Source organism: Anabaenopsis elenkinii CCIBt3563 (assembly GCF_015245355.1).
In the GTDB taxonomy this organism is placed as follows: Bacteria; Cyanobacteriota; Cyanobacteriia; order Cyanobacteriales; family Nostocaceae; genus Anabaenopsis; species Anabaenopsis elenkinii.
Map to the genome: position 1 here is coordinate 881,819 of NZ_CP063311.1, position 23,246 is coordinate 905,064.

17 protein-coding genes and 1 pseudogene are annotated in these 23,246 nt (G+C 41.0%); 4 read left to right on the forward strand and 14 right to left on the reverse strand.

Features of this window, described 5'->3' with window-relative positions; all coding sequences use genetic code 11:
• Positions 1-22: 22 nt before the first annotated feature.
• From gshA to IM676_RS04030, 4 genes are all read right to left on the reverse strand, one after another.
• Positions 23-1,162 (reverse strand): glutamate--cysteine ligase, encoded by a 1,140-nt coding sequence (gene gshA, locus IM676_RS04015; protein ID WP_200989023.1) that lies wholly within the window; start codon positions 1,160-1,162, stop codon positions 23-25.
• Positions 1,163-1,276: 114 nt separating this feature from the next.
• On the reverse strand, positions 1,277-3,073 hold the full coding sequence (locus IM676_RS04020) for a phospholipase D-like domain-containing protein (protein ID WP_200989024.1): 1,797 nt from the start codon (positions 3,071-3,073) through the stop codon (positions 1,277-1,279).
• Positions 3,051-7,259, reverse strand: coding sequence for a DEAD/DEAH box helicase (locus IM676_RS04025; RefSeq protein WP_200989025.1), 4,209 nt, complete (start codon positions 7,257-7,259; stop codon positions 3,051-3,053). The genes IM676_RS04020 and IM676_RS04025 overlap by 23 nt, the downstream gene beginning before the upstream one ends.
• A gap of 63 nt (positions 7,260-7,322) precedes the next feature.
• A complete protein-coding gene (locus IM676_RS04030; protein WP_200989026.1) occupies positions 7,323-8,240 on the reverse strand; it encodes a histone deacetylase family protein in 918 nt (305 codons plus the stop codon).
• A 70-nt stretch (positions 8,241-8,310) separates the two neighbouring features.
• Here IM676_RS04030 and IM676_RS04035 point away from each other — a divergent pair, with 70 nt between their 5' ends.
• On the forward strand, positions 8,311-9,351 hold the full coding sequence (locus IM676_RS04035; protein WP_200990074.1) for a mechanosensitive ion channel family protein: 1,041 nt from the start codon (positions 8,311-8,313) through the stop codon (positions 9,349-9,351).
• 59 nt (positions 9,352-9,410) lie between these two features.
• Here the strand turns inward: IM676_RS04035 and rodA are convergent, their stop codons facing one another.
• The 3 genes and pseudogenes from rodA to IM676_RS04050 form a co-directional block, all read right to left on the reverse strand.
• Entirely contained in the window at positions 9,411-10,730 is a 1,320-nt protein-coding gene (rodA, locus tag IM676_RS04040; RefSeq protein WP_200989027.1) for a rod shape-determining protein RodA, read from the reverse strand.
• 71 nt (positions 10,731-10,801) lie between these two features.
• Complete coding sequence (locus IM676_RS04045; RefSeq protein ID WP_200989028.1) at positions 10,802-11,872, reverse strand: Mrp/NBP35 family ATP-binding protein; 1,071 nt, start codon at positions 11,870-11,872, stop codon at positions 10,802-10,804.
• A gap of 37 nt (positions 11,873-11,909) precedes the next feature.
• A pseudogene (locus IM676_RS04050) lies at positions 11,910-12,474 on the reverse strand (SRPBCC family protein).
• A gap of 314 nt (positions 12,475-12,788) precedes the next feature.
• On the opposite strand from IM676_RS04050, the gene hemF reads away from it, so the two are divergent.
• Entirely contained in the window at positions 12,789-13,835 is a 1,047-nt protein-coding gene (hemF, locus tag IM676_RS04055) for an oxygen-dependent coproporphyrinogen oxidase (protein WP_200989030.1), read from the forward strand.
• Between the two features lie 52 nt (positions 13,836-13,887).
• On the opposite strand, the gene IM676_RS04060 is transcribed toward hemF, so the two are convergent.
• The gene (locus IM676_RS04060; protein ID WP_200989031.1) at positions 13,888-14,481 is read right to left on the reverse strand and encodes a chromophore lyase CpcT/CpeT; all 594 of its coding nucleotides are present in this window, start codon (positions 14,479-14,481) and stop codon (positions 13,888-13,890) included.
• Positions 14,482-14,574: 93 nt separating this feature from the next.
• Between IM676_RS04060 and psb29 the strand changes: the two genes are divergently transcribed.
• Positions 14,575-15,282, forward strand: coding sequence for a photosystem II biogenesis protein Psp29 (gene psb29 / locus IM676_RS04065; RefSeq protein WP_200989032.1), 708 nt, complete (start codon positions 14,575-14,577; stop codon positions 15,280-15,282).
• A 123-nt stretch (positions 15,283-15,405) separates the two neighbouring features.
• Here psb29 and IM676_RS04070 read toward each other — a convergent pair whose 3' ends face one another.
• From IM676_RS04070 to IM676_RS04080, 3 genes are all read right to left on the reverse strand, one after another.
• Complete coding sequence (locus IM676_RS04070) at positions 15,406-15,768, reverse strand: phage holin family protein (RefSeq protein WP_200989033.1); 363 nt, start codon at positions 15,766-15,768, stop codon at positions 15,406-15,408.
• Positions 15,769-15,991: 223 nt separating this feature from the next.
• The gene (locus IM676_RS04075) at positions 15,992-16,564 is read right to left on the reverse strand and encodes an ExbD/TolR family protein (protein WP_200989034.1); all 573 of its coding nucleotides are present in this window, start codon (positions 16,562-16,564) and stop codon (positions 15,992-15,994) included.
• 38 nt (positions 16,565-16,602) lie between these two features.
• Positions 16,603-17,346: a MotA/TolQ/ExbB proton channel family protein gene (locus tag IM676_RS04080; protein ID WP_200989035.1), complete on the reverse strand. Its 744-nt coding sequence runs from the start codon at positions 17,344-17,346 to the stop codon at positions 16,603-16,605.
• A gap of 217 nt (positions 17,347-17,563) precedes the next feature.
• Between IM676_RS04080 and IM676_RS04085 the strand changes: the two genes are divergently transcribed.
• Entirely contained in the window at positions 17,564-17,845 is a 282-nt protein-coding gene (locus IM676_RS04085; RefSeq protein WP_200989036.1) for a YkvA family protein, read from the forward strand.
• A 67-nt stretch (positions 17,846-17,912) separates the two neighbouring features.
• Here the strand turns inward: IM676_RS04085 and IM676_RS04090 are convergent, their stop codons facing one another.
• The 3 genes from IM676_RS04090 to trmB form a co-directional block, all read right to left on the reverse strand.
• Positions 17,913-21,116 carry a glycoside hydrolase family 15 protein gene (locus IM676_RS04090; protein ID WP_200989037.1) on the reverse strand — a complete coding sequence of 1,068 codons (3,204 nt, stop codon included), beginning with the start codon at positions 21,114-21,116 and terminating at the stop codon, positions 17,913-17,915.
• Between the two features lie 144 nt (positions 21,117-21,260).
• The gene (gene ygfZ, locus IM676_RS04095; RefSeq protein ID WP_200989038.1) at positions 21,261-22,244 is read right to left on the reverse strand and encodes a CAF17-like 4Fe-4S cluster assembly/insertion protein YgfZ; all 984 of its coding nucleotides are present in this window, start codon (positions 22,242-22,244) and stop codon (positions 21,261-21,263) included.
• 47 nt (positions 22,245-22,291) lie between these two features.
• Positions 22,292-22,939 carry a tRNA (guanosine(46)-N7)-methyltransferase TrmB gene (trmB, locus tag IM676_RS04100; RefSeq protein ID WP_200989039.1) on the reverse strand — a complete coding sequence of 216 codons (648 nt, stop codon included), beginning with the start codon at positions 22,937-22,939 and terminating at the stop codon, positions 22,292-22,294.
• Positions 22,940-23,246: the final 307 nt, after the last annotated feature.

The following is a 23,246-nucleotide window of genomic DNA, read 5'->3' on the forward strand; positions in this document are numbered from 1 at the left end:
CTTAAGGATGAAGAAGGAACCATTAAGCGACCAGGGGCGAACATAATTTTTTTTCTAATTCAACTTCGCGTTCTTCAGTGGCGACAATAGCCTGAGTCAGGACACGCTGAGAGTCAAAACCCACTGCGTGCAATTGTAACCATTGTTGAGCCTCATTACCGGCGCGGAGAATTTTCTGCAAAGGAGATAAGAAACAGCTAAAACCATGTTCTTTAGCCATCCCCCAGACTTCTTGATATAATTGGGCAATCCAATCTCTGGCCAGGATAGGTCTACCGTCTTGCCAATGGTGTAATTGAGCCTCGAGACTAGCAATAGCTGCAGCTGCTTCGTTCCTGGCGGTGAGAGCCAGCAATTCTTCGGAGTCAAAACTACTTTGGGTTAACGGGTCGAGATCCGGGTTTGCTATTAACTGCAACAACCGCGCTTCCAGAAAAGCACTAATAGCTAGCAAAGTAATGGGGTCTGTAACTAAGTCACAAATACGTAATTCCAGACGATTCAAGTCATAAGGACGACCATCGCCATTTGGTCTGACTGATGTCCACAAATGCCGGACATTTTGCATAGTTCCTCCAGCTATTTGTGCTTCCATCCATTGAATATGGTGGGAATGGCTACTAAATAACGGCACATGGGCAGGGGTTTGAGGAAACACAGCCCAACGGGTGGAATGATAACCCGTTGGCTGACCATCCAGGAAGGGCGATGAAGCACTTAAAGCCAGGAATAAAGGGGCTTCTACACGAATTAGCCGACAAGCCCGCATTAATACCTCTGGGTCACTGATCCCCATATTAATATGAACACTGGCAGTAACTACTTTTGTACCGTAGGTATTTTCAATGTAGTCATGATATGGGTTATGGGGGTTGGAACGAAAAAAGTGATCACTGCCACCTAAGGATAAAGTACTACCAGGGATTAAAGTAAAATTACCTATTTTTTTTAGGTATTGCCGTAACTGACGGCGGGGGCGCAGCAAAGCACACAACAATTTCTCATAATCACTCAATGGCTGGGTAGTGTATTCCACATTACGGCTATCCGGTTCCCGTACAAACCCATCCAAAGAGGCCACAATTTTGTCGGAAAGACCGACTATTTCACCTTGATGGGTACCAGTATACATCTCAATCTCAAAGCCTTTCAATAAGACCACTTTGTTCTCCTCGCCTCTCCTAATGTAAGAATTGTATCGAATTAGACAAATTTTTGCATCTACATTTAAGTTAACTTAAAATTTACAATTATTTAACATTCATCCCTGAAACTACTATTTTCTGAACTTTTGAGACTTAACCCCAGAGTGTGAGACTGATTGTTTCTTGTGAGGCGGTAAATTTTCCGGTAGAATGGAGCTATGGGGTGAATCATCCTCCTGAGCAATATTCAGGCGGACAAAATCAGCCCATACTTGATTACTGAGTAGGTTTAAAGCAGTTTCAGGGTGAGCAGAGGCGATCGCCTTGATGGTTTTACGCCATCCCTGCTGCAACGATTCCATAAAAGTTTCCTCCCCAGAAACCTGACTCAACAGCGAAAGCGCCAAACCTAAAGAATCATTTAGTAAGTTTTTTGAGTCTAAACTTGGTAGTATAGTATCTAACCAAACTGGCATAAGTTCCCACCAGTCACCTTTTTCTATCTCCCTGAGGGCGATGTTTTCCATACCCAGGGACACCCACACACACAAAGACTCTACAGCTAATTGCAAATCACGCTTTTCTAAAGCTATATCCCATTGACTTTGTGCATGATTTTGGCAACGATGAACCATAAATTGATATGCTTCCTCAACCTGTTGGGGAGCAGTTACCTTATAGACAGACTCACCATGTGGTAAGTATTCGCCACCACAAGAAACCCAGTCATAAAATCCCCAAAGATAAATTTCTTGATCAACTATAATCTCTTTGATATGGGAATCAGCCAGATATAAAAGCTGTACAGATGATAAACCCTGAAGCGTTTTGATAGAGCGTAATTTTTCTAAAACATCTGCTGGTGAAGTTGCATATCCAATTAAAACCCGCACTCCATCATTAGTCAACCTTTGGAACACCGTCAGAAATTCCTGATTGATCATATCTTCACCCAAACAAGGAGAATACATGATAATTTGCCGTTGAGCAGAATTTAAAATTTCTGGAAAAGTGCGGGTAACTTGTGCATCACCTAACTTTAAAGCCGTTGGGGTAATTTTTGCCAATCTAGATTCTATTTGAGCATTTTTATAATTAAGACTAGCTTCACGCTCCTTAAGAGCTTTAGAGGATAATTGACATAAGGCTTCCCAAGGTATTTTACCTTTACCTTGCAATACCTCCATGCGTTTTGATGCTGATACTAAAATTTGCTTACCGCTTCTAATTTGGATCCTCAGTTTTTGTTCCACAGCATCGTAAATCACAAACAGAAATATACTTTTCCAGATAATTTGCGCCGGCGCTAAAACTTTACACTTGGTGACAATTTTACCTAATTCTGGGGCATGAAAATCTAAACCTGACAATTGAATACATTTCTGGATCTTTTCAATACTTAAAGCCGGTATATCATTAATTTTACGGGCAATTTTGATCCAATCTGCTAAATCAGGTAAACTTAAACACACATCATCCCATGGTTCAGTAGAAAATATCAGCTTTGCGTCCAAAGCATCGGAAATAGCATATATTTGTACAGGATATGCAGGTTGTGGTACAGCACCTTGGGAGTAAAAAGCTCGTCCTTGATTTGTAACTGTAATCGGCGATGTTGCAGATAAGGTTTGTAGCTCTTGCAAATTGGCAGCGGTACTGTGGACAAATATAGGATCAAGTCCTAATATGGATGCTAATTCATCTTCTGTAGGTGGAGGTGAGAACTCAATTCCAGCACGGATAATAAATTCTTCGAGTACATTAAATTCCCGGGGTTCCTGGATGGATATTTCTACAGGAGTTTGATGTAAACTATAGCGAAATTCATGGGCTGCTAAAACTGATAAGTGAGGATTTTGGGCGCTAATTTCCTCTACTAAATTTATGAGTTTTTTGTCAATAGGTTTAGCCGCAGCACCTAGAAACATCAACGAAACCTCCTTGACGATTTACAGTATGGGAAATCTCTAAATACATATCTCCAACTTTTCCACCTTGGTGGGTAAATAAATCATGACAACCTACAATTACTAGTAGTTCTTGGGCGCGAGAAAAAGCTACATTTACCCGTTCTGGTTTCTTCGCAAAACCAACATCACCTTGATGATTATTCCGAACCATACTCACAATGACCACAGGGCGTTCCATTCCCTGAAATCTATCCACTGTCCCTGTGCGAATTTCCAAAGAAGGAAATAGTTCTGGTTGTAAACGTTGCTCAATTTTTCTCAGTTGTGCACCATAGAATGTAATAACTGCTATTTCTTTTTTAGGTGCACCATTGGCAATTTTAGCACTCCAGGTATGCTCAAATTGCCGACACAAGCCTTCTATTACATCCACTTCCCGAAGATTAAAATAGGAAGTATTTTCCCTTTGTTCTTGGAATTCCGGGTCACTGGGGATGTTTACCCAGATAAGATGGTGATGTGTTTGGACAATTTCCCCTGTTAAATTATGAGCGCGTTGACTGTCAGGTGCTACAAGCCCACATTCTAATTTACCTTGATAAAACTGATTGATAGCTGCCATAATAGAGGGGTGCATTCTATATTGGGTAGTCAGCATTTGTTTAATGCTGTTGTCAGCAGCTGCAAACTGAGTTTTAAATAATGATTCTTCCAGAAATTGCAGATCTGATTTTGTGCTTCCCAGTGATTGAGCAACTTCTACCACTGTGCTAGTATCCAGCATCGGTGGTAATTGGCGATGGTCACCTACCAAGACTAACTTTTTGCCTTTTAAAGCCGGGATGAGTAATTCGGGTGGGGTACATTTACTAACTTCATCCACAATCACCACATCAAAGGCTTTAAATTCTTGAGTAAAGTTGTAGTTTGCAGCTTGGACACAAGTGATACCCACGACGTTAGCGTTATCTAAATAAATGCGTTTTAAATCCTGGCGATCGCGCTCTGAGGGATTTTTAACTTTAGCAATCCAATCTTTAGTAAAATTCTCGTAGCGGTTAAGATAAGTTTCCTCTTGACTCAGTTGGTTTTGCCAAGTATTAAACTGGGCTTTGATATTGTGTAAGAATTCCAGATTAAATAAGCCTAAATCAATATTTTTTAACTGAAATTTATCAGGTATGGTTTCCCAAAACCCTTTCCACCAATTTCTAGATGAAATTAAATCTTTTGAGGGTTGTATCTCCGGTTGTTGATTTAATTTTTCCAGTTCAGTTTGATATTCTTGCAGTTGCTGTTGCGTCTGTATGTTTTGTTGTTGTAGAATTACAAACCTGTCATCCAAATATTTTTTAATTACCTCCAACACTGCAAAAGGCCGAATAGAACTGATGACAGTTTCTAAATTTTGGAGGTGACCCAAACCCGAATTGACCTGAGTTGCAAATTCTTGGGGATATTGCCAAATTTTTGAGGGTGTTGTCAGATATTCTGTCACTAAACCCCGTAATTTATCAGGGACATTTTGCTGTTGGTTGAGTAACTGCAAAATCTTCATTACCTGTTCAACTTTTAAATTCCCTGCTTTTACTAGAGATGAATTACCAGATATTTGCTCTTGGGTAGTTTTCTCCAGTTCAGTTAATTGCTGTTGGAGATATTCCAGGTATTTTTCAGTTTCGGTCTTCACTCGTGCGACACATTGACGCGCATTACTGAGAATATCAGCGAGTAATTCCTCACTAACCCGCGTCAGGGTAGAGTCGAGGTGATTTAATTCCCAGACTTGACCATAGACTGACTGTATTCTCAGCAAAAACAACTGGGTATTTTCCACCAGTAATTGGCGCTGATGTAGGTTCAGAAGTTGATAATTACTAAACTCTTCGTATATTTTACGCCATTGAGTGCGATCGCTCCCAGATAGGACGATGGGAATTTGACTAAAACTTTGCTCTACAAAGTAACTAAAACCGTGTCTTTTGCCAATTCTATCAACAAAGCCACCATCTGTCTCATAAATAAAAGCCTTTGCTAAAGCTGAAAAATCTGGCAAATTTAGCTGATATTTTTGAGCTAATATAGGTAACTTTAACTGCTGGGCGAACAGCAACAAACCCAGTGGTAACTGTAGCAATTCCGGCGTTAATACTTGTCCCGACTGCTGGCACTCTTTAATTATTTGATATAATACCACAGGTGCTGTAGACTTCCATTCTTTAACAGCTGCAATCACATAATCAATTTCCCGTTTACGGTTTTGCCAACCTTGAATTGTCTGCTGTAGAGTTTGACGTTTAGTTAGGAATTCCTGTTCATTAATAGCTGTGTAAGCATTTTGACTAATAGGAGACACTGCTGTTATAACCTCAGACATAGCCACAATTGCATCTTGGGCGTAATTGAATGCTACTTTAAAATCAGCCAATTGATCCACTACAGTTTCACACAACCAAAATCCTAAACCAAATGGACCATGACCAGGACAGACTAAACCCAGTTTATCAGTCCAATTAATAGCTTGACTAACATTTTTAAAAAAATCTGCCACCAAAGTATTATCTTCTACGTATAAGTGAATATGTGGTAAAGAATTTTTAAACTCTGGACTTTCCCAATTAATATTCGGGGCATTTTTCAGTAAATAATCTAAACCTGGTAAAATAGATTCTAAGTGATTTTGATCAGCTAAACCTTCGTGATAAATATCTCCTATATTTTTACATTTTGCTGCTAAATTTTTCCGTTGCTGATTTAATTGATTGTGTTGCTGATTTATTTCCTCTTCTAAGTTTAAATAATCTGTAAATTTTGGCAAAGCTAACAACAATTGAGCCAATATTTTCAGATTTTCACGACGGTTAAGCAGACTATTTTCACAGTCATTTGCCGTATTTTCCAGCCATGTATCAATAACTTTATCCTCTAAAAAGGGCTGTCCCTCTTCCCCCACTTTGTGGGTATGTCCTTTGCGTACAGCGCGGATAACTGGGTTGTGAACTAATCGACTCAAAGCATTATCCACCGCTAAATTAGCTTGAGAAGCGATTAGAGTACGTCCACCCCGCAGAGCTATTTGATAACAAATTTCTGCAATTACAGTAGTTTTACCAGTACCGGGAGGACCTTGGATGAGAACTAAATCTTCCGCTGCTAACACCTTCTCCACCGCTGCTTTTTGTCCAGCATTAGCAGAAGATAATAATAAATCATCCCCTGGTAGTGACACAGTTTTTTTAATCGGCCTAGCTTGGGAAGCATCGAATAAAAATTTACCCAGGTAAGGATTTTGAGTGTGTCCCTGCTTTAATTTTTCTAGAGCTTCCTTCTTGCGCCGAACTTGTTGAATATCACCAGCAGCATCAAAAAATAAAAATCCCTTTACTGGTACTTGATAACGTTGTGTAGCGATATAGTCAGCTAGTTCCCTTTCTAACTTAACTTTGATTAAACATTTTTTTATATCAACTTGTTCAATTGTACCTAGTTGAGGAATTTTATAGGTGAGTTTTCCTGTAGGAACAGTTTCCGAAAGTTTCACTTGTTGGTTTTTGGAACGTTTTACCCGTTCCCAGAAGCTGGATACATTTAAATAATTTTGTTCAGCACCATCGAGAGTAGCTGAGGTAACATCTACTTCAAAGGTAATATCTCTGCTATTGCGCACATAATTATTACCGACAAACCCCACACAAAACTGACGCGACTTAGCAATATTTTCCTCAACTTGTAAAAATGCTTTCCAAGCTTGTAACTGTTCTTCTGTGGGTATATGTTCACCACAAATAGGCATTTTTTCTATGCTTGCTAATGCAGCTTTAGGAATACCTAAACGATCTTGAGCATGAGGGAGCAACCGTAAGGGAAAAGTAACAGAGTAACCATCAACTTCTCCCAGTTGAAGTGGTAGCAACCGAATTGATAAAATTTTTAACCCACCTAGTCCATTCTCGGAAATCGCTGCAATTAAACCTAAAGTTTTTCCTTGTTTTTCTAGCTTTGCAGGTAAGGGAAAATCATCTCGGTCAGTAGCAATTGTTAACTGTAAAATTTCCTCATCTTGATGTTTTCCCGCACCTTGACGACGCACATAAAACAGACAGACTTCTTGACCTAGTAAATCAAGTATCTGATTTTGAGCCACTGAACCTAAACATTTATAGCTCCAGTTTTGGTAAATTTGCTTGTGGGAAAAAGTGGCCATAGATACGCTGAAATTTACACTTGGGAAAAATTGACAACCACTGCGCCAATGGTGGAAACTAATTTATAGTCTGTACTGATGATAAACCTGAGTAGCAGCACGATGTAACAAAGAGTGTCGCCAAACCAGAGACCTCATATCATCGGCGTAACCTCCACCAATAACACAAGCTACAGGATAACCAGCACCCACGCAGGTACTTAAAACCTGCATTTCCCTACGGAAAATTCCCGTATCACTCAGGGCTAATTTTCCTAGGCGATCGCCGATATGAATATCTACCCCTGCATCGTATAATACTAAATCAGGGCGAATACTGGAAAGCAAATCTGGTAAATAATTTGCCAAAGTTTGTAAATATTCTTCATCTTCCATTCCCACCCTCAAGGGAACATCCAAATCACTGGTTTGTTTAGTACCAGGGAAATTAACTTCACAGTGCATAGAGAAAGTAAATACACTGTCATCCTCTTGGAAAATTAAAGCTGTACCATCCCCTTGATGCACATCTAAATCCACAATCAGAACTTTTTGTACCAGTCCCAGTTTTTGTAACACTCGACAAGCGATCGCTAAATCGTTGAAAATACAAAAACCGGACCCATAATCAGGAAAAGCATGATGAGTACCACCAGCTGTATTACAAGCTAAACCCTGACTGATTGCCATCTGAGCAGTAAGTATTGTACCACCAACCGCGACGCAAGTACGATTCACCAGTTCTAGACTCCAAGGTAAGCCAATACGACGCTGTGCTTTTGTTGTTAATTTTCCCTCACAGTAAGCTTGAACATATTCTGGAGTATGAACCAACTCAATTAACTCCTGGGGTGGGCGTTTGGGTAGGTGAAATTGTTCTATTTGCGCCACACCGTCAGCTAACAGCAATTTATAGAGTTCTCCGAACTTAGACATGGGGAAGCGGTGCCCAGGGGGCAATGATGCAATATAATCTGGATGATAAATAATTGGCAATTCCATGATCTAAAATTACCAGTAAATAAGCTAATTTTTCAAAAAAATATACAATTATAAGTTAATTAAGTTAATGATGCAACAATGGATTGTACCAATAGCATTTATTCTCCTGGGCTTCCTAGGTGGATTGATTGGGGAAAAAGTTTTTTTTAAAAAACTCAGAGAATTTGTTATTGAAAAACAAATACCAGGCGGTGACATCATATTTACAGCCTTACACCGCATGACATTTTTTTGGTTTTTACTAGCAGGGTTCTCTGGGGCTTTTTTGTATTCTTCCCTGAATATCAACAATGATATTAAAATTATCCTGCAAAAAATAATTACCAGTTTATTGCTTTACTCAGCCACCCTAGTTTTAGCTAGATTGACTGCTGGGTTTGTTAATTTATTCATACAAAGAACCGAAGGAATACCCGCATCATTAATTTCTAACCTAGCCAAGATTACTGTTTTAGGTTTAGGAATACTTATCCTCCTCCAAACTGTCGGGGTGCAAATTACACCCATAGTTACCAGTTTAGGTGTTGTTGGTTTAGCCGTAGGTTTTGCATTACAAGATACATTGGCTAATTTATTTTCCGGTTTTTATCTGATTATTTCCAAACAAATCAGAACTGGAGACTACATAAAATTGGATGATGGATATGAAGGTTACATCACAGATATCACTTGGAGAAATACAAATATTAAGGAAATTAAAAACAATATCATCATTGTACCTAATTCTCGCCTGGCATCGACGATTTTTACTAACTATCACCTACCAGTCAAAGCAATTACCTTAACCATGGATATCGGTATCGGTTATGAAAGTGATTTAGAACAAGTAGAAAGAGTTACCCTAGAAGTCGCTAAAGAGGTGATGCAAGAAATTTCCCCAGAATTAATAGAAAATGAACCTATTATTAGATTTCATACTTTTAATGATTTTAGTATAGACTTTAGACTATCTATGCGGGTAAAAGAATATTTTGACCAGCAGATTGGTAAACACTTACTGATTAAGAAACTGCATAAGCGCTACCAACAAGAAGGAATCCAAATTCCCTTTCCTATCAGAGATGTTTATATACATAATCATTCTGAAAGTTCCCATCTTGATTTCAATTAATTAATCCCCCCCATCAATGGTGCATTTCTTCTGTGTTTATCCCCGTAGTCAAGACTAATTCAAGAGTAATATTTACGTCTTTGTCGTCGAAAGTTGGCTACCGACTGTACTAAACCTAAAGCAATGAAATTAGTCAACATCGCTGAACGTCCGTAACTCATCCAAGGTAGGGGAATTCCTGCTACAGGGGCTAAACCAACAGTCATCCCTACGTTAACAATTAGCTGAAATAAGATCATTGACAAAACCCCAATAGCTAACAATGAACCAAAGTTATCCTTAGCAGTTTGAGCTACACGCAATAGGCGAAAGCAAATCAAACAGAACACCAAAAGCACCACTAAACAACCCACAAAACCTAATTCCTCCCCCACTGCAGAGAAAATAAAGTCTGTATGTTGTTCGGGGACAAAATTTAGTTGTGTCATCGGCCCTTTGAACAAACCCCATCCCCAAACCTCACCAGCACCTATAGCGATGCGAGACTGGTGTTGATGATAGCCAACTCCAAAAATATCGTATCCAGGTCTAAGAAATACCGTCAGGCGGTTTTTTTGATAGTCCCTCAATATATGCTCCCAGACAAAAACTCCCAATTCACCACCTAACAAGTTGAGGGCTGATGCACCAATACCATTGAGGACAGATTGACGCCAGGGGAGAGTATACCACCCTACAATACCCATAGCCACTACCCAAACTAATCCTAAAACTCCGAAAAATAATATATTAAATACATTTATTGGCTCTGACAAAGGCCAATTTATACTGAACAGAATAGTAGAAATTACTGGCGAAATCATCAACAGCAGCCAGCCAGGATTAGCATTTGCCCAGTACAGCATTCCTAAAACGATGGCACCAAACACCAAAGATGTGGCCAAATCCGGCTGTAAAAATACTAATGCCCAAGGAATAGCAGTAATTGCCAAAATCCTGAATACATTTTCTAGGGTGGAGGCTGTGCGCTTGTGTAATACAGCCGCTAAGGTGATAATCAGTCCCACTTTGGCAAATTCCGAAGGCTGGACGTTAAACCCACCAATGCTAATCCATCGCTGGGCTCCTTTCGCGCTAGTACCAATGATCATCACCGCGATCAGACTGAGATTCGTGAGTGCGTATGTTACCCAATGCCACTTCATGAGATTTTCATAACGGCTACGAGCTAAAAACATGGCTATCACAACGCCGATACCCGTCACTAACCAGTGCCAGAACCAGTCAGCTACTGGTTGCCTTAATTCCGTACTTAATATCATTAAGCCACCAAATATACTAATTCCTAGAGTCAGGAAAAATAGCATCCAATCCATTTGATGCCAGGAATTAAGCCAATATTTCCAGCGAACTATGGGGGTAAAATGTTTGAAAGTCATATATTAATTTATACTTTTATTTAATAAAAATTCCCGGGCTATAACCCAGGAATCCGAAAAGAACCACTTGGTTATGTCAGAGCGGCCACCGATATTTTACCGGCGATATTAAAAGCGATCGCTCTTAATGCTTGTGCTGAAGCTGAATCTGGATCTGCTATAACTATTGGCACACCACTATCACCGCCTACTCTAGTGCAAATCTCTAGGGGAATGCACCCTAGCAAAGGTACTCCTAACTCAGATGCTGTCTTGGATCCGCCACCAGAGCCAAAGATGTCATACTGCTTATCTGGCATATCCGGTGGAATAAAGTAGCTCATATTTTCTACGATTCCCAACACAGGGACATTCATTTGCTGGAACATCCGTAAACCTTTACGTGAATCTAACAGGGCTACATTTTGCGGTGTAGTCACAATTACAGCCCCTGACATTGGTACTGCTTGAGTTAAAGTTAATTGAGCGTCCCCGGTTCCCGGTGGCATATCAACGATTAAATAATCAATTTCTCCCCATTCTACTTGATAAAGAAACTGGCGAATCACACCATTGAGCATGGGACCGCGCCAAATCACTGGCTGATCTGGGTCAATCAAAAACCCCATGGAAACTAATTTCACACCGTGATTAAACGCAGGTTCGAGAATGTCACCTTTGTCTGTGGGACGCACAACAATTTCCGCATCAGTTAGCCCCAGCATAGTCGGGTCATTGGGTCCGTAAATATCGGCATCCAGTAATCCCACTTTTGCCCCTGTTTGTGCTAAAGCCACAGCTACATTCACCGCCACTGTGCTTTTACCAACACCGCCTTTACCACTGGAAACAGCCAGAATGTTTTTCACCCCACTAATCCCGGTCTTGTCTGGCAAGCTTTTTTGTTGGGGTGTTTCTGCGGTGACATCTACACTGACCTCGGTAACACCAGGTAGCTTTTTAACTGCTTTTTGGCAATCTTCAACAATAAATTCACGTAACGGACAAGCTGGTGTCGTTAACACCAAAGTGAAGCTAACCTTGCCATCCTCAATTTTGACGTTGCGAATCATATTCAGTTCCACCAAACTCTTGCGGAGTTCTGGGTCTTCTACCGGTCGCAAAACTTCTAAAACTGAGTTGGAATCCAAAATATCGTACATACTGTAACAAAATTTAAGAAATTTTTAACATCATCTACTATGATGTTAACCGTGTTTGGCAGGTGGCTCTCATTCCTGAACAATCAAAACAAATATCGTTGAGTGATTTTTTCCGGCTGTGAAACTGTTGCTAATCGAGCCTTTTCTACGTATTCAACCAAGGAACGTGCCACACGATCTGCATAAGGTCGGGATAATGACCAAATCAGGGGGGATAACCAACCCCGGAAAGTCACTGAATAAGATAAACAAGTACCACAAACTGTGGACTCTAATCGGTAAGTAACTCGTTCTTCGATACCTGGAATCGCCATGACTCGGATACTTAACATTTCATGAGGTTTAACACCCTCCACAAAAATCCGGATGGGAATAGGGGAAAAACGGGTAATGGCTTGGTAAATTAATCCGGGTTTGGGTACTAATCCATAGGGTACGTTAGTACTTTTGAGCAGGGGATGCCAGGAAACATCTGTTAAATCCACTACCTTAAGCCACATCTCATCTATGGACGCAAAACTAATCTCTCGATACGTCCGTACCAGAGAGGCGCAAAACCGACGACGTTTGCGGTAGATGCATTTGGATAACCAACTTTGCATTTGCCTAATCCTCCTCGCTGTGCACTTGCTGATTACTCTGGTATGGTGAATCAGGTTACCTCAAAGTGGAGATCGCTGGTTGATACCAGAATGTTTATATCAAGAAGTACAAAAAAAAACTCAGTTAATATACAAGCCTATACGCATTTGAGGGAAAATAACTCTAGTCATGCTCATCAATCTTGTAAATGCTGACAAGTAAGACAAAAGCAGATTAGGCAAATTCAGCTAATAAATTGGCTGAATTTGTCCACAAGTTCGAGAATAAACGAGTTTGTGCCCTTTTAGAAATTGTAATTTAAGTCCCGGAATCTATGTTGACTAATTCGCAAACGCCAACTGTAGACGCAACACCATCTGAGTTTTTACCCCCAACTGATTCTCAGTCGAGGGTAAGTCAGTTTATGAAACAGCTACAAGATGAAATTACCGCAAAACTGGCAGCCATAGATGGTGTGGGTAACTTTCATGAAGATACTTGGAAACGTCCCGAAGGAGGCGGCGGGCGATCGCGGGTTCTGCGTGATGGTAGAGTATTTGAACAAGCTGGTGTAAATTTTTCTGAAGTTTGGGGTTCTCATCTACCCCCCTCGATTTTAGCCCAACGCCCAGAAGCCACAGGACAGGGTTTTTATGCTACAGGTACTTCTCTGGTATTACACCCCCGCAATCCCTATGTGCCGACAGTTCACCTCAATTACCGCTATTTTGAAGCAGGACCAGTCTGGTGGTTCGGTGGCGGTGCTGATTTAACTCCCTATTACCCCTTTGCTGAAGATGCAGCCCATTTTCACAACACACTCAAGCAAGCTTGCGACCAACATCATCCAGATTATTACCCAGTGTTTAAGCGCTGGTGTGATGAGTATTTTTACCTGAAGCATCGGAACGAAAACCGTGGTGTCGGTGGTATATTTTTGGATTATCAAGATGGCCAGGGTCTTTTATATCGCGGTCCTGACCCCAATGGCCAAGCGGCTATGTATAGTAAGCAAGTGGGCGCACCACCAAGCCGCAAATGGGAAGATTTATTTGCTTTGGTGCAAGATTGTGGGCGGGCCTTTTTGCCCGCATACACGCCCATTGTGGAACGGCGACAAGAAATGGAATATGGCGATCGTGAGCGGAATTTCCAACTTTATCGTCGCGGTAGGTATGTAGAATTTAACTTGGTTTATGACCGAGGGACCATTTTTGGACTCCAAACCAACGGACGTACAGAATCTATTCTCATGTCTTTACCACCTTTGGTGCGTTGGGAATATGGTTATCAGCCAGAACCCAATACTCCAGAAGCCCAGTTGTATGAAATTTTCCTCAAACCTCAAGATTGGGTCAACTGGACAGCCAGCACCCCATAACACTACCCGGAAATCCCCATCTATCTCATCCTAGGTGGGGATGATAAAGTGGTTAATACTGTTCTCGCTTACTGTAACAATAGGGTCCGAGAATCGCCCCCCAGGTGGCTTTACCATCAGAGTCTATCCCCCGATCATAACTATTTAATCCTGCGGCTGTGGCTTCAAATCCTAAAGCAACCCGCACAATTTGCTTGAGATAACTAAAACAACAACTAGTATCCGGGGGTTGAGTGCCAGTAAATTTATAGCTATTTGCAGTTATTGTTTCCTGGGTAACTGTGAGGATGCAACCCGGTAGTAAATCTAATTCATCCTCCGTCAAGTTTTCCAGTAAAGCCGGATTACGACCTGCACCACTAAAAGCACTTGGTTCCTTGAGCATATAATATTGTACCTGCAAAGGACTCTCAGAGCTAATCCCAGACATCAACCGCATAATTCGCTGGCGATAAGGACGGTCTAAATTGACAATATTAGCCTGCTCGGCAAATAAGGTAATACTATCTTGTGTAAACAAATCAACTGGTCGTTGCCAAAGATGTAGGTGGACAAACCACACTGAATCAGCCAAAGCTTGTTCTTGATTATCAAATCTACCAGCTAAATACTTGCCTAAGGCAATTAAATTTGGCGAAAAACTCATAAATAATCCGGATCGGAAACCTGAACTTGGCAAAGTCACCTTTAAGCGACAAAATATAATAACGTCGCTCTTAACATTCTTAACATTTTATTTGTGAATAACGTCCGTACTGTCTCAGATACTAAACGAACTTTTTACTCCCTTCACACCCGACCCATTAACACTATTTATCGTCGGGTGGTGGAAGAGTTGATGGTAGAAATGCATCTCCTATCAGTCAATAGTAGTTTTACCTACAACCCAATTTATGCCCTGGGTGTGGTTACAAGCTTTGACCGCTTTATGCAAGGTTACCAACCGGAACGGGATCAGGAATCGATTTTTAATGCCATATGTCAGGCTGTGGAGCAAGAACCCCAACGCTACCGAGAAGATGCCCAACGCCTGCAAGCTTTGGCTCAAGACCTACCAGCCCAGGATTTAATTGCTTGGTTAAGCCAAACTACTCATTTAGATCGAGATCCCGATCTGCAAGCACAATTACAAGCGATCGCTAATAATTCCCAGTTTAAATACAGCCGCTTATTTGCAGTTGGTTTATTCACATTATTAGAACAATCTGCCCCTGAGTTAGTCAAAGATGAAAAACAACGCACTGCCGCATTAACAACCATTGCAGCTGGCTTACATCTATCTGATGAAAAACTTACTAAGGATTTGGAACTATACAGTTCCAATCTGGAAAAGATGGCTCAAGCCCTTGTAGTTATGGCAGATATGGTATCAGCTGATCGCAAGAAACGTGAACAGCGTCAACAACAAACTACTACCCCAGTTGCTCCCCCATCTGTAACCGAATAGTCAGTATAATTCGTAATTCGTAGTTCTTGCTCAGGAACAAATTTGATTGTTTCCACTCATAAGTTGAGGAGTTGCTACCTCAATTAATTGGGAATTACGAACTACGAATTAGTACTTTCTGCCTTAAACACCTAATAATTTGTAAATCAGGCTGTTGATGATACTCAGGGCAAAAGCTCCTAGTACAGCACTCCAGATCCCAAAACGTAAGCGAAACCCCTCTACTAACCAAGCGGCAATACTAAAACACACAACGGCAATCATAAATGTGAAAATGCCGGATAACAAGTTGAAGGTCAGTAAATCGGGAACTGTAAATATGAGGCTTAAAATAGGTCTCACTACTGCTGTGACAATACCGAGAACTACCGCCGATAAAAATGCCTTTTGTGGAGAGTCAACTTCCACTCCCAAGGGGAGCTTGCTAATAATCAGTAAGCTGATAGATGTTACTACCCAAACAATTAAAAGCGTCACAATATTCATGCCACAACCCTTGAAACGTGAACGGTGATCGGCGCTAAATTACTAACTCTGACCAGGGATAAATTTTTGCAGCTTAACCAATTATTTATAAATTAACAGATATTTTTATCTAAACATACTTTATTCCATATATCTTTAGCTTTAACCCCTGGGAATTGGAATGAAAATACACCCCTCTGCTGGCTCAGAAGAGGGGTTACGGGGGAGTTTCTATAATTTTATATTAGCTTTCGGGGGGAGGGGTAGTTTCAGGTGCTACAGGGACTTGGGGGGCTGGTTCAGTAGGCAAAACTGGCGAGATCATATTAGGATTAATCCCTGGAACTGGTACCATGGGAAAACTAGGCAAATTATTAAATGAGTCACTCGATAATGGAGACGGGCCTGGTATGATTCCCAAGGAAACGCGATCGCCACCCACTTGTCGCATCAAGTCTAAGATTGAAATTACGTCATTATAGGTGGCTGTGCGAGACGCATTTAACACCAAAGTTCCATTAGGGTTATCTGCGAGATATTTTCTTAAGTTTTGTACTAACTGATCTCGTTGTACAGGCTGCTTTTCTATGTAAAGATTACCTATAGCATCAAGAGTGATAATGCGAGTGGCATTCTCTGAGATGAGACCAGTAGCCGTACTTGTACTAGCTTTAGGTAAATCAATATTAATCGCCTGTTGTCGAGTAAATTGCAAAGCCGCCAATAGAAAAAAGGTCAGAATGCAAAAAACGACATCAATTAAAGGAAGGATTTGAATTTGTGTTTCTTCAACTGGACTCTGTAGATTAATTTTCATACCTGGGGGTGTAGAATTTTTGACTACATCTGAGAATCTTATGACTCAGCTGTTTGGGGGGGTTCAGGAGGTTCAGCAAACGGGTTTTTGTCTTTGCTGCTCCCAGGGGTATTACTGTCTTCTAAGGACTCGGTAACCATGAAAGAATGAATTTTTTCATAGTCAGGGGGAGACTGACGATATAGTAATTCCATCTCATTACCAGCTTTGCGAAAAATTTTCACCTGGTCTACTACAAAACTTTGAAATAGGCGATAAAAAACCAAACTGATAATGGCCACTATCAACCCAGCAGCGGTACTGATTAAAGATTCACCAATACCAGTAGTGACACCAGCTGTAGATTCGGTTCCTAAATCACCAATGCGAATTGAACGTAGAGACTGGATTAAACCCAAAACAGTACCCAGCAATCCCAAAAGAGGAGATAGGGCGATGATAACTTCTAAGAGTTTCTCCCCCCGGCGCATCCCAGCTAATTCATCTTCTGCTGTGGACTCTAATGCTAATCTAAAGGTTTCCGGATCACTTTTGTGTAAGCTTAAGGGGGCATAAAGAAAACGTCCAATGGGTTGATGGCGAGCCCTTCTAGCAATATCCGCCGCTACTTCCCAACTATCTTTGGCACTATTTAAGACACGATCTACAATTTGCTTTTCTTGGGTCAGGATTCGCAGCCAGAACCACAACCGCTCGAAAATCACACTGATAGACAGAATCGACAGCGCCAGCAAAGGCCACATAGCCGGGCCGCCCTTTTCAAACAAATCTAAAATATCCACTGTTAGGTTTCCTCTTTCGATTTCAACAGCAACTATCCCAAAGCACTTTAATTCTCAAGATTAATGCATAATTACATATTCCTCTACAAAATCTTTCGGCAAATATTTAGCCCAGGAAAGTTACTGGCGTCTTCCATACTACATGGGACGGTTATTCCTACCGGGAATGTATCTGAGAGTTTGTCAAAATTATGAATAATCACTGGAGGCACAAGACATGAAATTTCCAATCCAATTAGTATATACTTGGTATCGTAACTTACTTCGTAATCCTATTTATCGTTGGTGGGTGATTTTAGGAACACTGGTTTATATTCTCAGCCCTATAGATATTTCTCCCGACTTTATACCGATTCTCGGACAAATTGATGACTTTTTGCTTTTGTCTATAGTTTTTTCCGAGGTGTCTGGGTTATTACTCTCAGGTTTAAAGTCCCGTCAGGGTGCTGATCAACCTAGTACTCAAACTGTTGATGTTGATGCGGTGTCTGTGGAGTGAAAAACTTCTACCCCAAGGTACGCACAAGACAAATCTTGATGTGCGTCCCCTGGGTGTGAATCTGGATTTAAATATCTTTGACAAATTCTGTTAAGAATCTCAAGGCTTTCAATATATAACTCATACAATCTTGAGGAGAGGTATTATAAAAGTATTGCCAGGCTGAAGCTTTATCTTCATCATAGCGATCGCCTCGTTCAGGATGTTGTTCTAACCATGCTAACCGCACCGCATGGCCAATTAATACATCTAAAACTATGTACTCCTCAATTTGTAAGTTGGGATTATTGGCGATGATTGTGGCTAATTCCATCAAGGCCTCAACATTAACTTGGCGGTATTCTGGAGCCTCAATTTTATTCAGTAAATGTTCAATTCTCAGGGCAAAGTTCTTTTCCCCGGCTGTCATTTCTGATAAAATTAACTCACTATCCAAGCGATTGCGACGCTCTAGTTTATCGCCAATCACAATTCCTTTACAATGTTTCATTAATAGCCAAACTTGCTGGAAAAAGTCTTTGGGGACTCGATTTAACGCCCCTTCACCTTGGCGAAATCTCCGCCAACCACCCGGGGGGACTGTGTTTGATTCTTTTCCCTTTGTCGGTAGCACTACCCAAGCAATATCACTTTCCTTTTGCTTGATGTGTAGTGATTCTTGTTGGCGTAATAACTTACTAATACCTGTGTAACCTCTTAATACTTGATGCAAGCGCATTTTCACTTCAAAGGGTGACAGTTCCATCAAGTGCTCGTAGGCTTCATCTTGAGTGACACCCAACTCTTGTGCTAATTCACTGGTAATTAACAAGATCAGATAGCCAACTCTCAGAGTTAGCAACCCTTTAAACAGTTGAGGTTCCGATCGCATTAACACCCCAAGATAGATAATAATTTCTTGTGTGAGGACGCGATCACGGATATCTTCGCGACAGAAATTATTTATTTTCTCAGTAATTTCTCGGTGGGACATAGGTACTGTCATCAGTGATGACTGACTGTAAGCTCTACCCACAGCGATTTGCTTACCTCTAACTAAAATACTCGTGACTGTATCTGATAAACCAATATCAACCATTTGTCGTAAACCAGCGGCGCGACGTACCACCGCCCAAATACCTAAATTCCCGGCTTTCGTGTAGACTTCATCCAGTAAATCAGCCACCGTCACAGGGTGCTGTGGCCCGCCAAAACCGGTATCAAAACTCAATCCCTGCAAGCGAATTAAAGTTTGTAATAATTCGATTTGTTCATAGATATTTGACGATGAGCGCAAAGAAGCCAGCAAAAATTTTAAATTAGTCTCACACTCCATCTGAAATTCTTGAGTATTCCCTAACCGATCCCCGGGATGATAAGCCAGATAATAGCAAGGTGAAGCAGCATTTTGCATTGGTGATTGGGAGAAGTCTGCATCTGGGAGAAAATCAATCCTTTGCATCCCCGCTGTTAGCATCAGTTGATTGAGTCGTCCCAACTTGACCTTTACACCATTACACACACCATCTTTAAGTTCCTGCATCAGTTCCAATAAAGCCTGAGAACCGATTTCTAACATAGTATGGGTTAACATTAAAGTTAAAGTAGGACGACCTAAATCAATCCAATAATCTCGAATATAAGCCAGTTCACTTCTGATTTGATCCAGTAAAAAATGATAATCAAGGGTTAAATAAAACTGTTGAGAATCTAAAAACGAAGGTAAAAATACAATTGTCTCCCCGTGAATCCGAAAAAATCGAGATGTGCTCAAACTCCGTAACCGCCGCACAGGACGACCAGTTAAACCCAGTTTATCATTGCGTCCAATTTGAGTATAAATAGCCGAAAGTTCCTCAGCTTTTCTGACTTGAATTGGTTCTACTTGGTGGGGTGTTTGAGTCTCAATTCCATGAACTTCTAGTTTAGCTTGTAATTCCTCATCCTCAGCCAATAAAGCAATTTGTACTACAGCCTCGCGTTTTTTACCTATACATAGATGTCTTCCTAATGGGTCAATATCGCCAATAGCGATTAATCCTTCATGTAATAGTTGACCGAGAAAATATAAACTTTGCGCCCAGACTAAGGGGATGTTTTCATTAGGTAAGCGAGTTTGACTGTGGGGGGTTAATTTTTCCGCTGCTACATTTTCCGCTGGGACATAATACAATTCTGGTAATAAACCCACTCCATGACGTTCCATGAGTAATGACTGCAAACGTTCCTGGTAATCTTTAACTTGCTGACTGTCACCACGGAACAAACCATCAAGAAATAAGTAAGTAAAAAATAATGGCCACTCGCATTCAATATGCTCAAATTGCTTCAGTTCCCAAGGTTCATAGTGTAAGCGTTGGCTATCTTCCAAAACCGTTTGGTGTCCATCCCGTAAGAAGCGTTTACAGCCATATTTTCCTTGGAGTTTACGAATAATATCATTAAATGTGCGATCGCGTAATTGCACATTTTCTACCGCAAAAGCAGGATAACTAATAATACTTAACAGTGCGCCATCTATTTCTTTAGAAGCCGATTCTCTAGGTAATAACGATTCTAAGGTAATTCGAGCGCGGGCGATTTCATCTGGTAGGACATGAATAACTGATGCTTCACCACCACGCACACCAAACAAATTTAGACCATTAATAGCTTCTAAAGCGGCCTTAGCCATACCGACAGAACTAGCATTGAGTTCAGCACTACCATGATTAATTTTATTACCTCGTTCCCAAATGCCATAATCTGGTGTCCGGTAAGCGCGTCCAATGTAGTAAACCAGGTTTTGGATAAAATTTACTTCATCAATAGTGTAAATAATTTGCAATCCTGAAGCGGTCATTTGTGCCAGCATCAGTAAAAATATAGATGTGGCATCAATTTGTAAGTGTCCCCATTCATCATCTCCAACCACAATGTCAGCGGTAGCTGTGTTGTATTTGGCGTGTAAGCCATCCAGGAGTGACTGAGTATGTTTAAATTTCTCGACTTTATGGGATTGACGCAACATCGCAAATAGTAGTCCCCGCATCAATTTCGTGACACTATGCTCTAGTTCATAGGTGCGTCCCTTGTCTTCGTCAGTCTTGCGATATGCCAGTGCTAAACCCCAAACTGCCAAAATACTGTAAACATTATCCCTTACCCAAGCATCTGTATAATCACCATGGGCGGTGATGGCTGTACTCGCAGGAAGTAAACCGGTAATTGGATTCTGACGCGCGAGGATGATTGTCTTGATTTGCTGGTAGTAATGTTCGAGTCGTGTTTGCAGTTCGGTGACTGTTTGCATAATCTTAATTGTGGGAAACTGGGGGGGTGAGAATCTGTGGACTGACTTGTATCGGTAAGAGGAGAGCAATTAACCACAGATGGAAACAGACGAACACAGATGGGTATGTCATGATTGACAGATTTTGTAGATAAGCCTTCTGGTTTAGTGAGGATATTGGTGAGAAACAAAGGGTATTTTGACTACTTCACCTTGCGTTTCTCCTATCTGGACTTTTAAGCCAATTCCACCAGCTTTACTGCGAATATAACCTAGTCCAAAGTAACCATTGACTGTTTCAGTATAACTGGTAAGTTTACCAACTTTTTCATCGCCAATGGTGATCGCACTCCCCACTGATGCAGGTGCATTTAGACGTATGCCCCAGAGGTGCTGTTTTACACCTTTATATGTGTTGAGCCTAGCGATGGTTTCTTGACCGATGTAGCAACCCTTGTTAAAGGAAATTGTCTGCCATAAGCCAACTTCTAGGGGGTTATAATCATCTGTTAGTTCTGCGTCTGGGGCTGGTCTACCCTGTAAAATACGTAAGGTCTCCCAGTGGCGATCGCTCAATTCTACCGCCCCTAGTGCTAAAATCTGCTGCCATATTTTTTCTTTCTGTGCTGCTGGTATGATAATTGTATATCCCGGTGTAGCCAAGCCACTACCCACGGCAATCATCACACCGTTAACCAGTTGATGATTACCATAGGCTTGACCAATAATTGCACCAGCACCCAGCTGTTCTACAATGGTATGACTCTGGGCACCCATGAGGCTCAAGGTTGATGTTTCATCTGTGACATCTGTCAATTGCACTTGATCAGCAAAAAAGATATACCGGTCTAGCCATTGCATCAGTAACTCCCGACGGCTAGGGGAGGTCAGTAACAGCACTGCATCCTCTAAAATGTATGCACTTACCAGGTCAATGGTGCGAGCTGTGGAAGATACCATCACAGTATCACAGCCCTGTCCTGGCTTGAGGCTTTGAAAGTCGTTAGTGCTTTGATTATGTAAAAACCGGATTCGGTCATCATCAGAAACACGTATACGTCCCCAGTGGGAGCGATCGCATACAGCAACCCCTTCTGTTGCGGCTTGAATGGCTGCTGTGTCTTGAGCGTCAGTTGCAGATGTTGACATGGTGATGAAGAGTTGCCCTGTTTTACAGTTATTAGGCTTACATTGAATTAGGTTACTACAATTTTTCTCACAAATGCAGCTCTATATACGGATTCACCTTTGTTTTGAGTCGCTATTTCCCTTTCTGTGGGTACTGGTAAAGGGTTTTGTGTTAACCATTCTTCTGTACCAAGTCTCTCAAAGGCGGGATTTTCAGCAAACAGATCGCGCATTTGACTGGCGACAAACTCAACATCTGACTGCAAAAACACAACCCCCCCAACGGTCAGATAATCAGCTAATTCAGCCACTAATTCCGGTTGTACTACCCGGCGTTTAGCATGGCGGCTTTTAAACCAAGGGTCGGGAAATTGAATCGTTACACGCTGTAAAGTTCCCGGAGTCAGGGAGGATAACAGCGATCGCAATGAGTTATTGACATTGCAAAATAAATAATGGAGATTAGTTAAACCCAACTCACATACTAGTCGGTTGGCTTCCACTACCAAAGGTTCTCGAATTTCCAAACCTAGAAAATTCCAGTTGGTTTCTATCTGTGCCATTTGCAACAAAAATCTCCCCCTGGCGCAGCCAATATCTAAATGTAATCTTTGGTTTTGCTGTGTATAAACCTTTTCCCATTCTATCGGATTCGCTGGACTTTGATACTTTCTCGCCAGTGGGTTCACGTGTTGTCGGACTCTGACTACTGCCAAAATTAATACTCCTTTTATTACTTACCAACTTTATTTTAATATAATCAATCTTCTATTCCCCACAATTTTGACATCCCGGTCTTTTCAACTATTAGATAACTCGATAATCATCAATTTATATTTCAGTAAATTTATCTATCTTAACTGGTTTCACAAATTAGAAAATATCTGTACTTATGATTGTCTTAGTCAGCTATAGGAAATACTGAATTAAGCATAGATATGATTGTCAAGAGATAGGAAAACGTTACAAATTATCACTTATAATAGGTTCTACCAGCAATGGTTATACTTTTTATAAAAGACT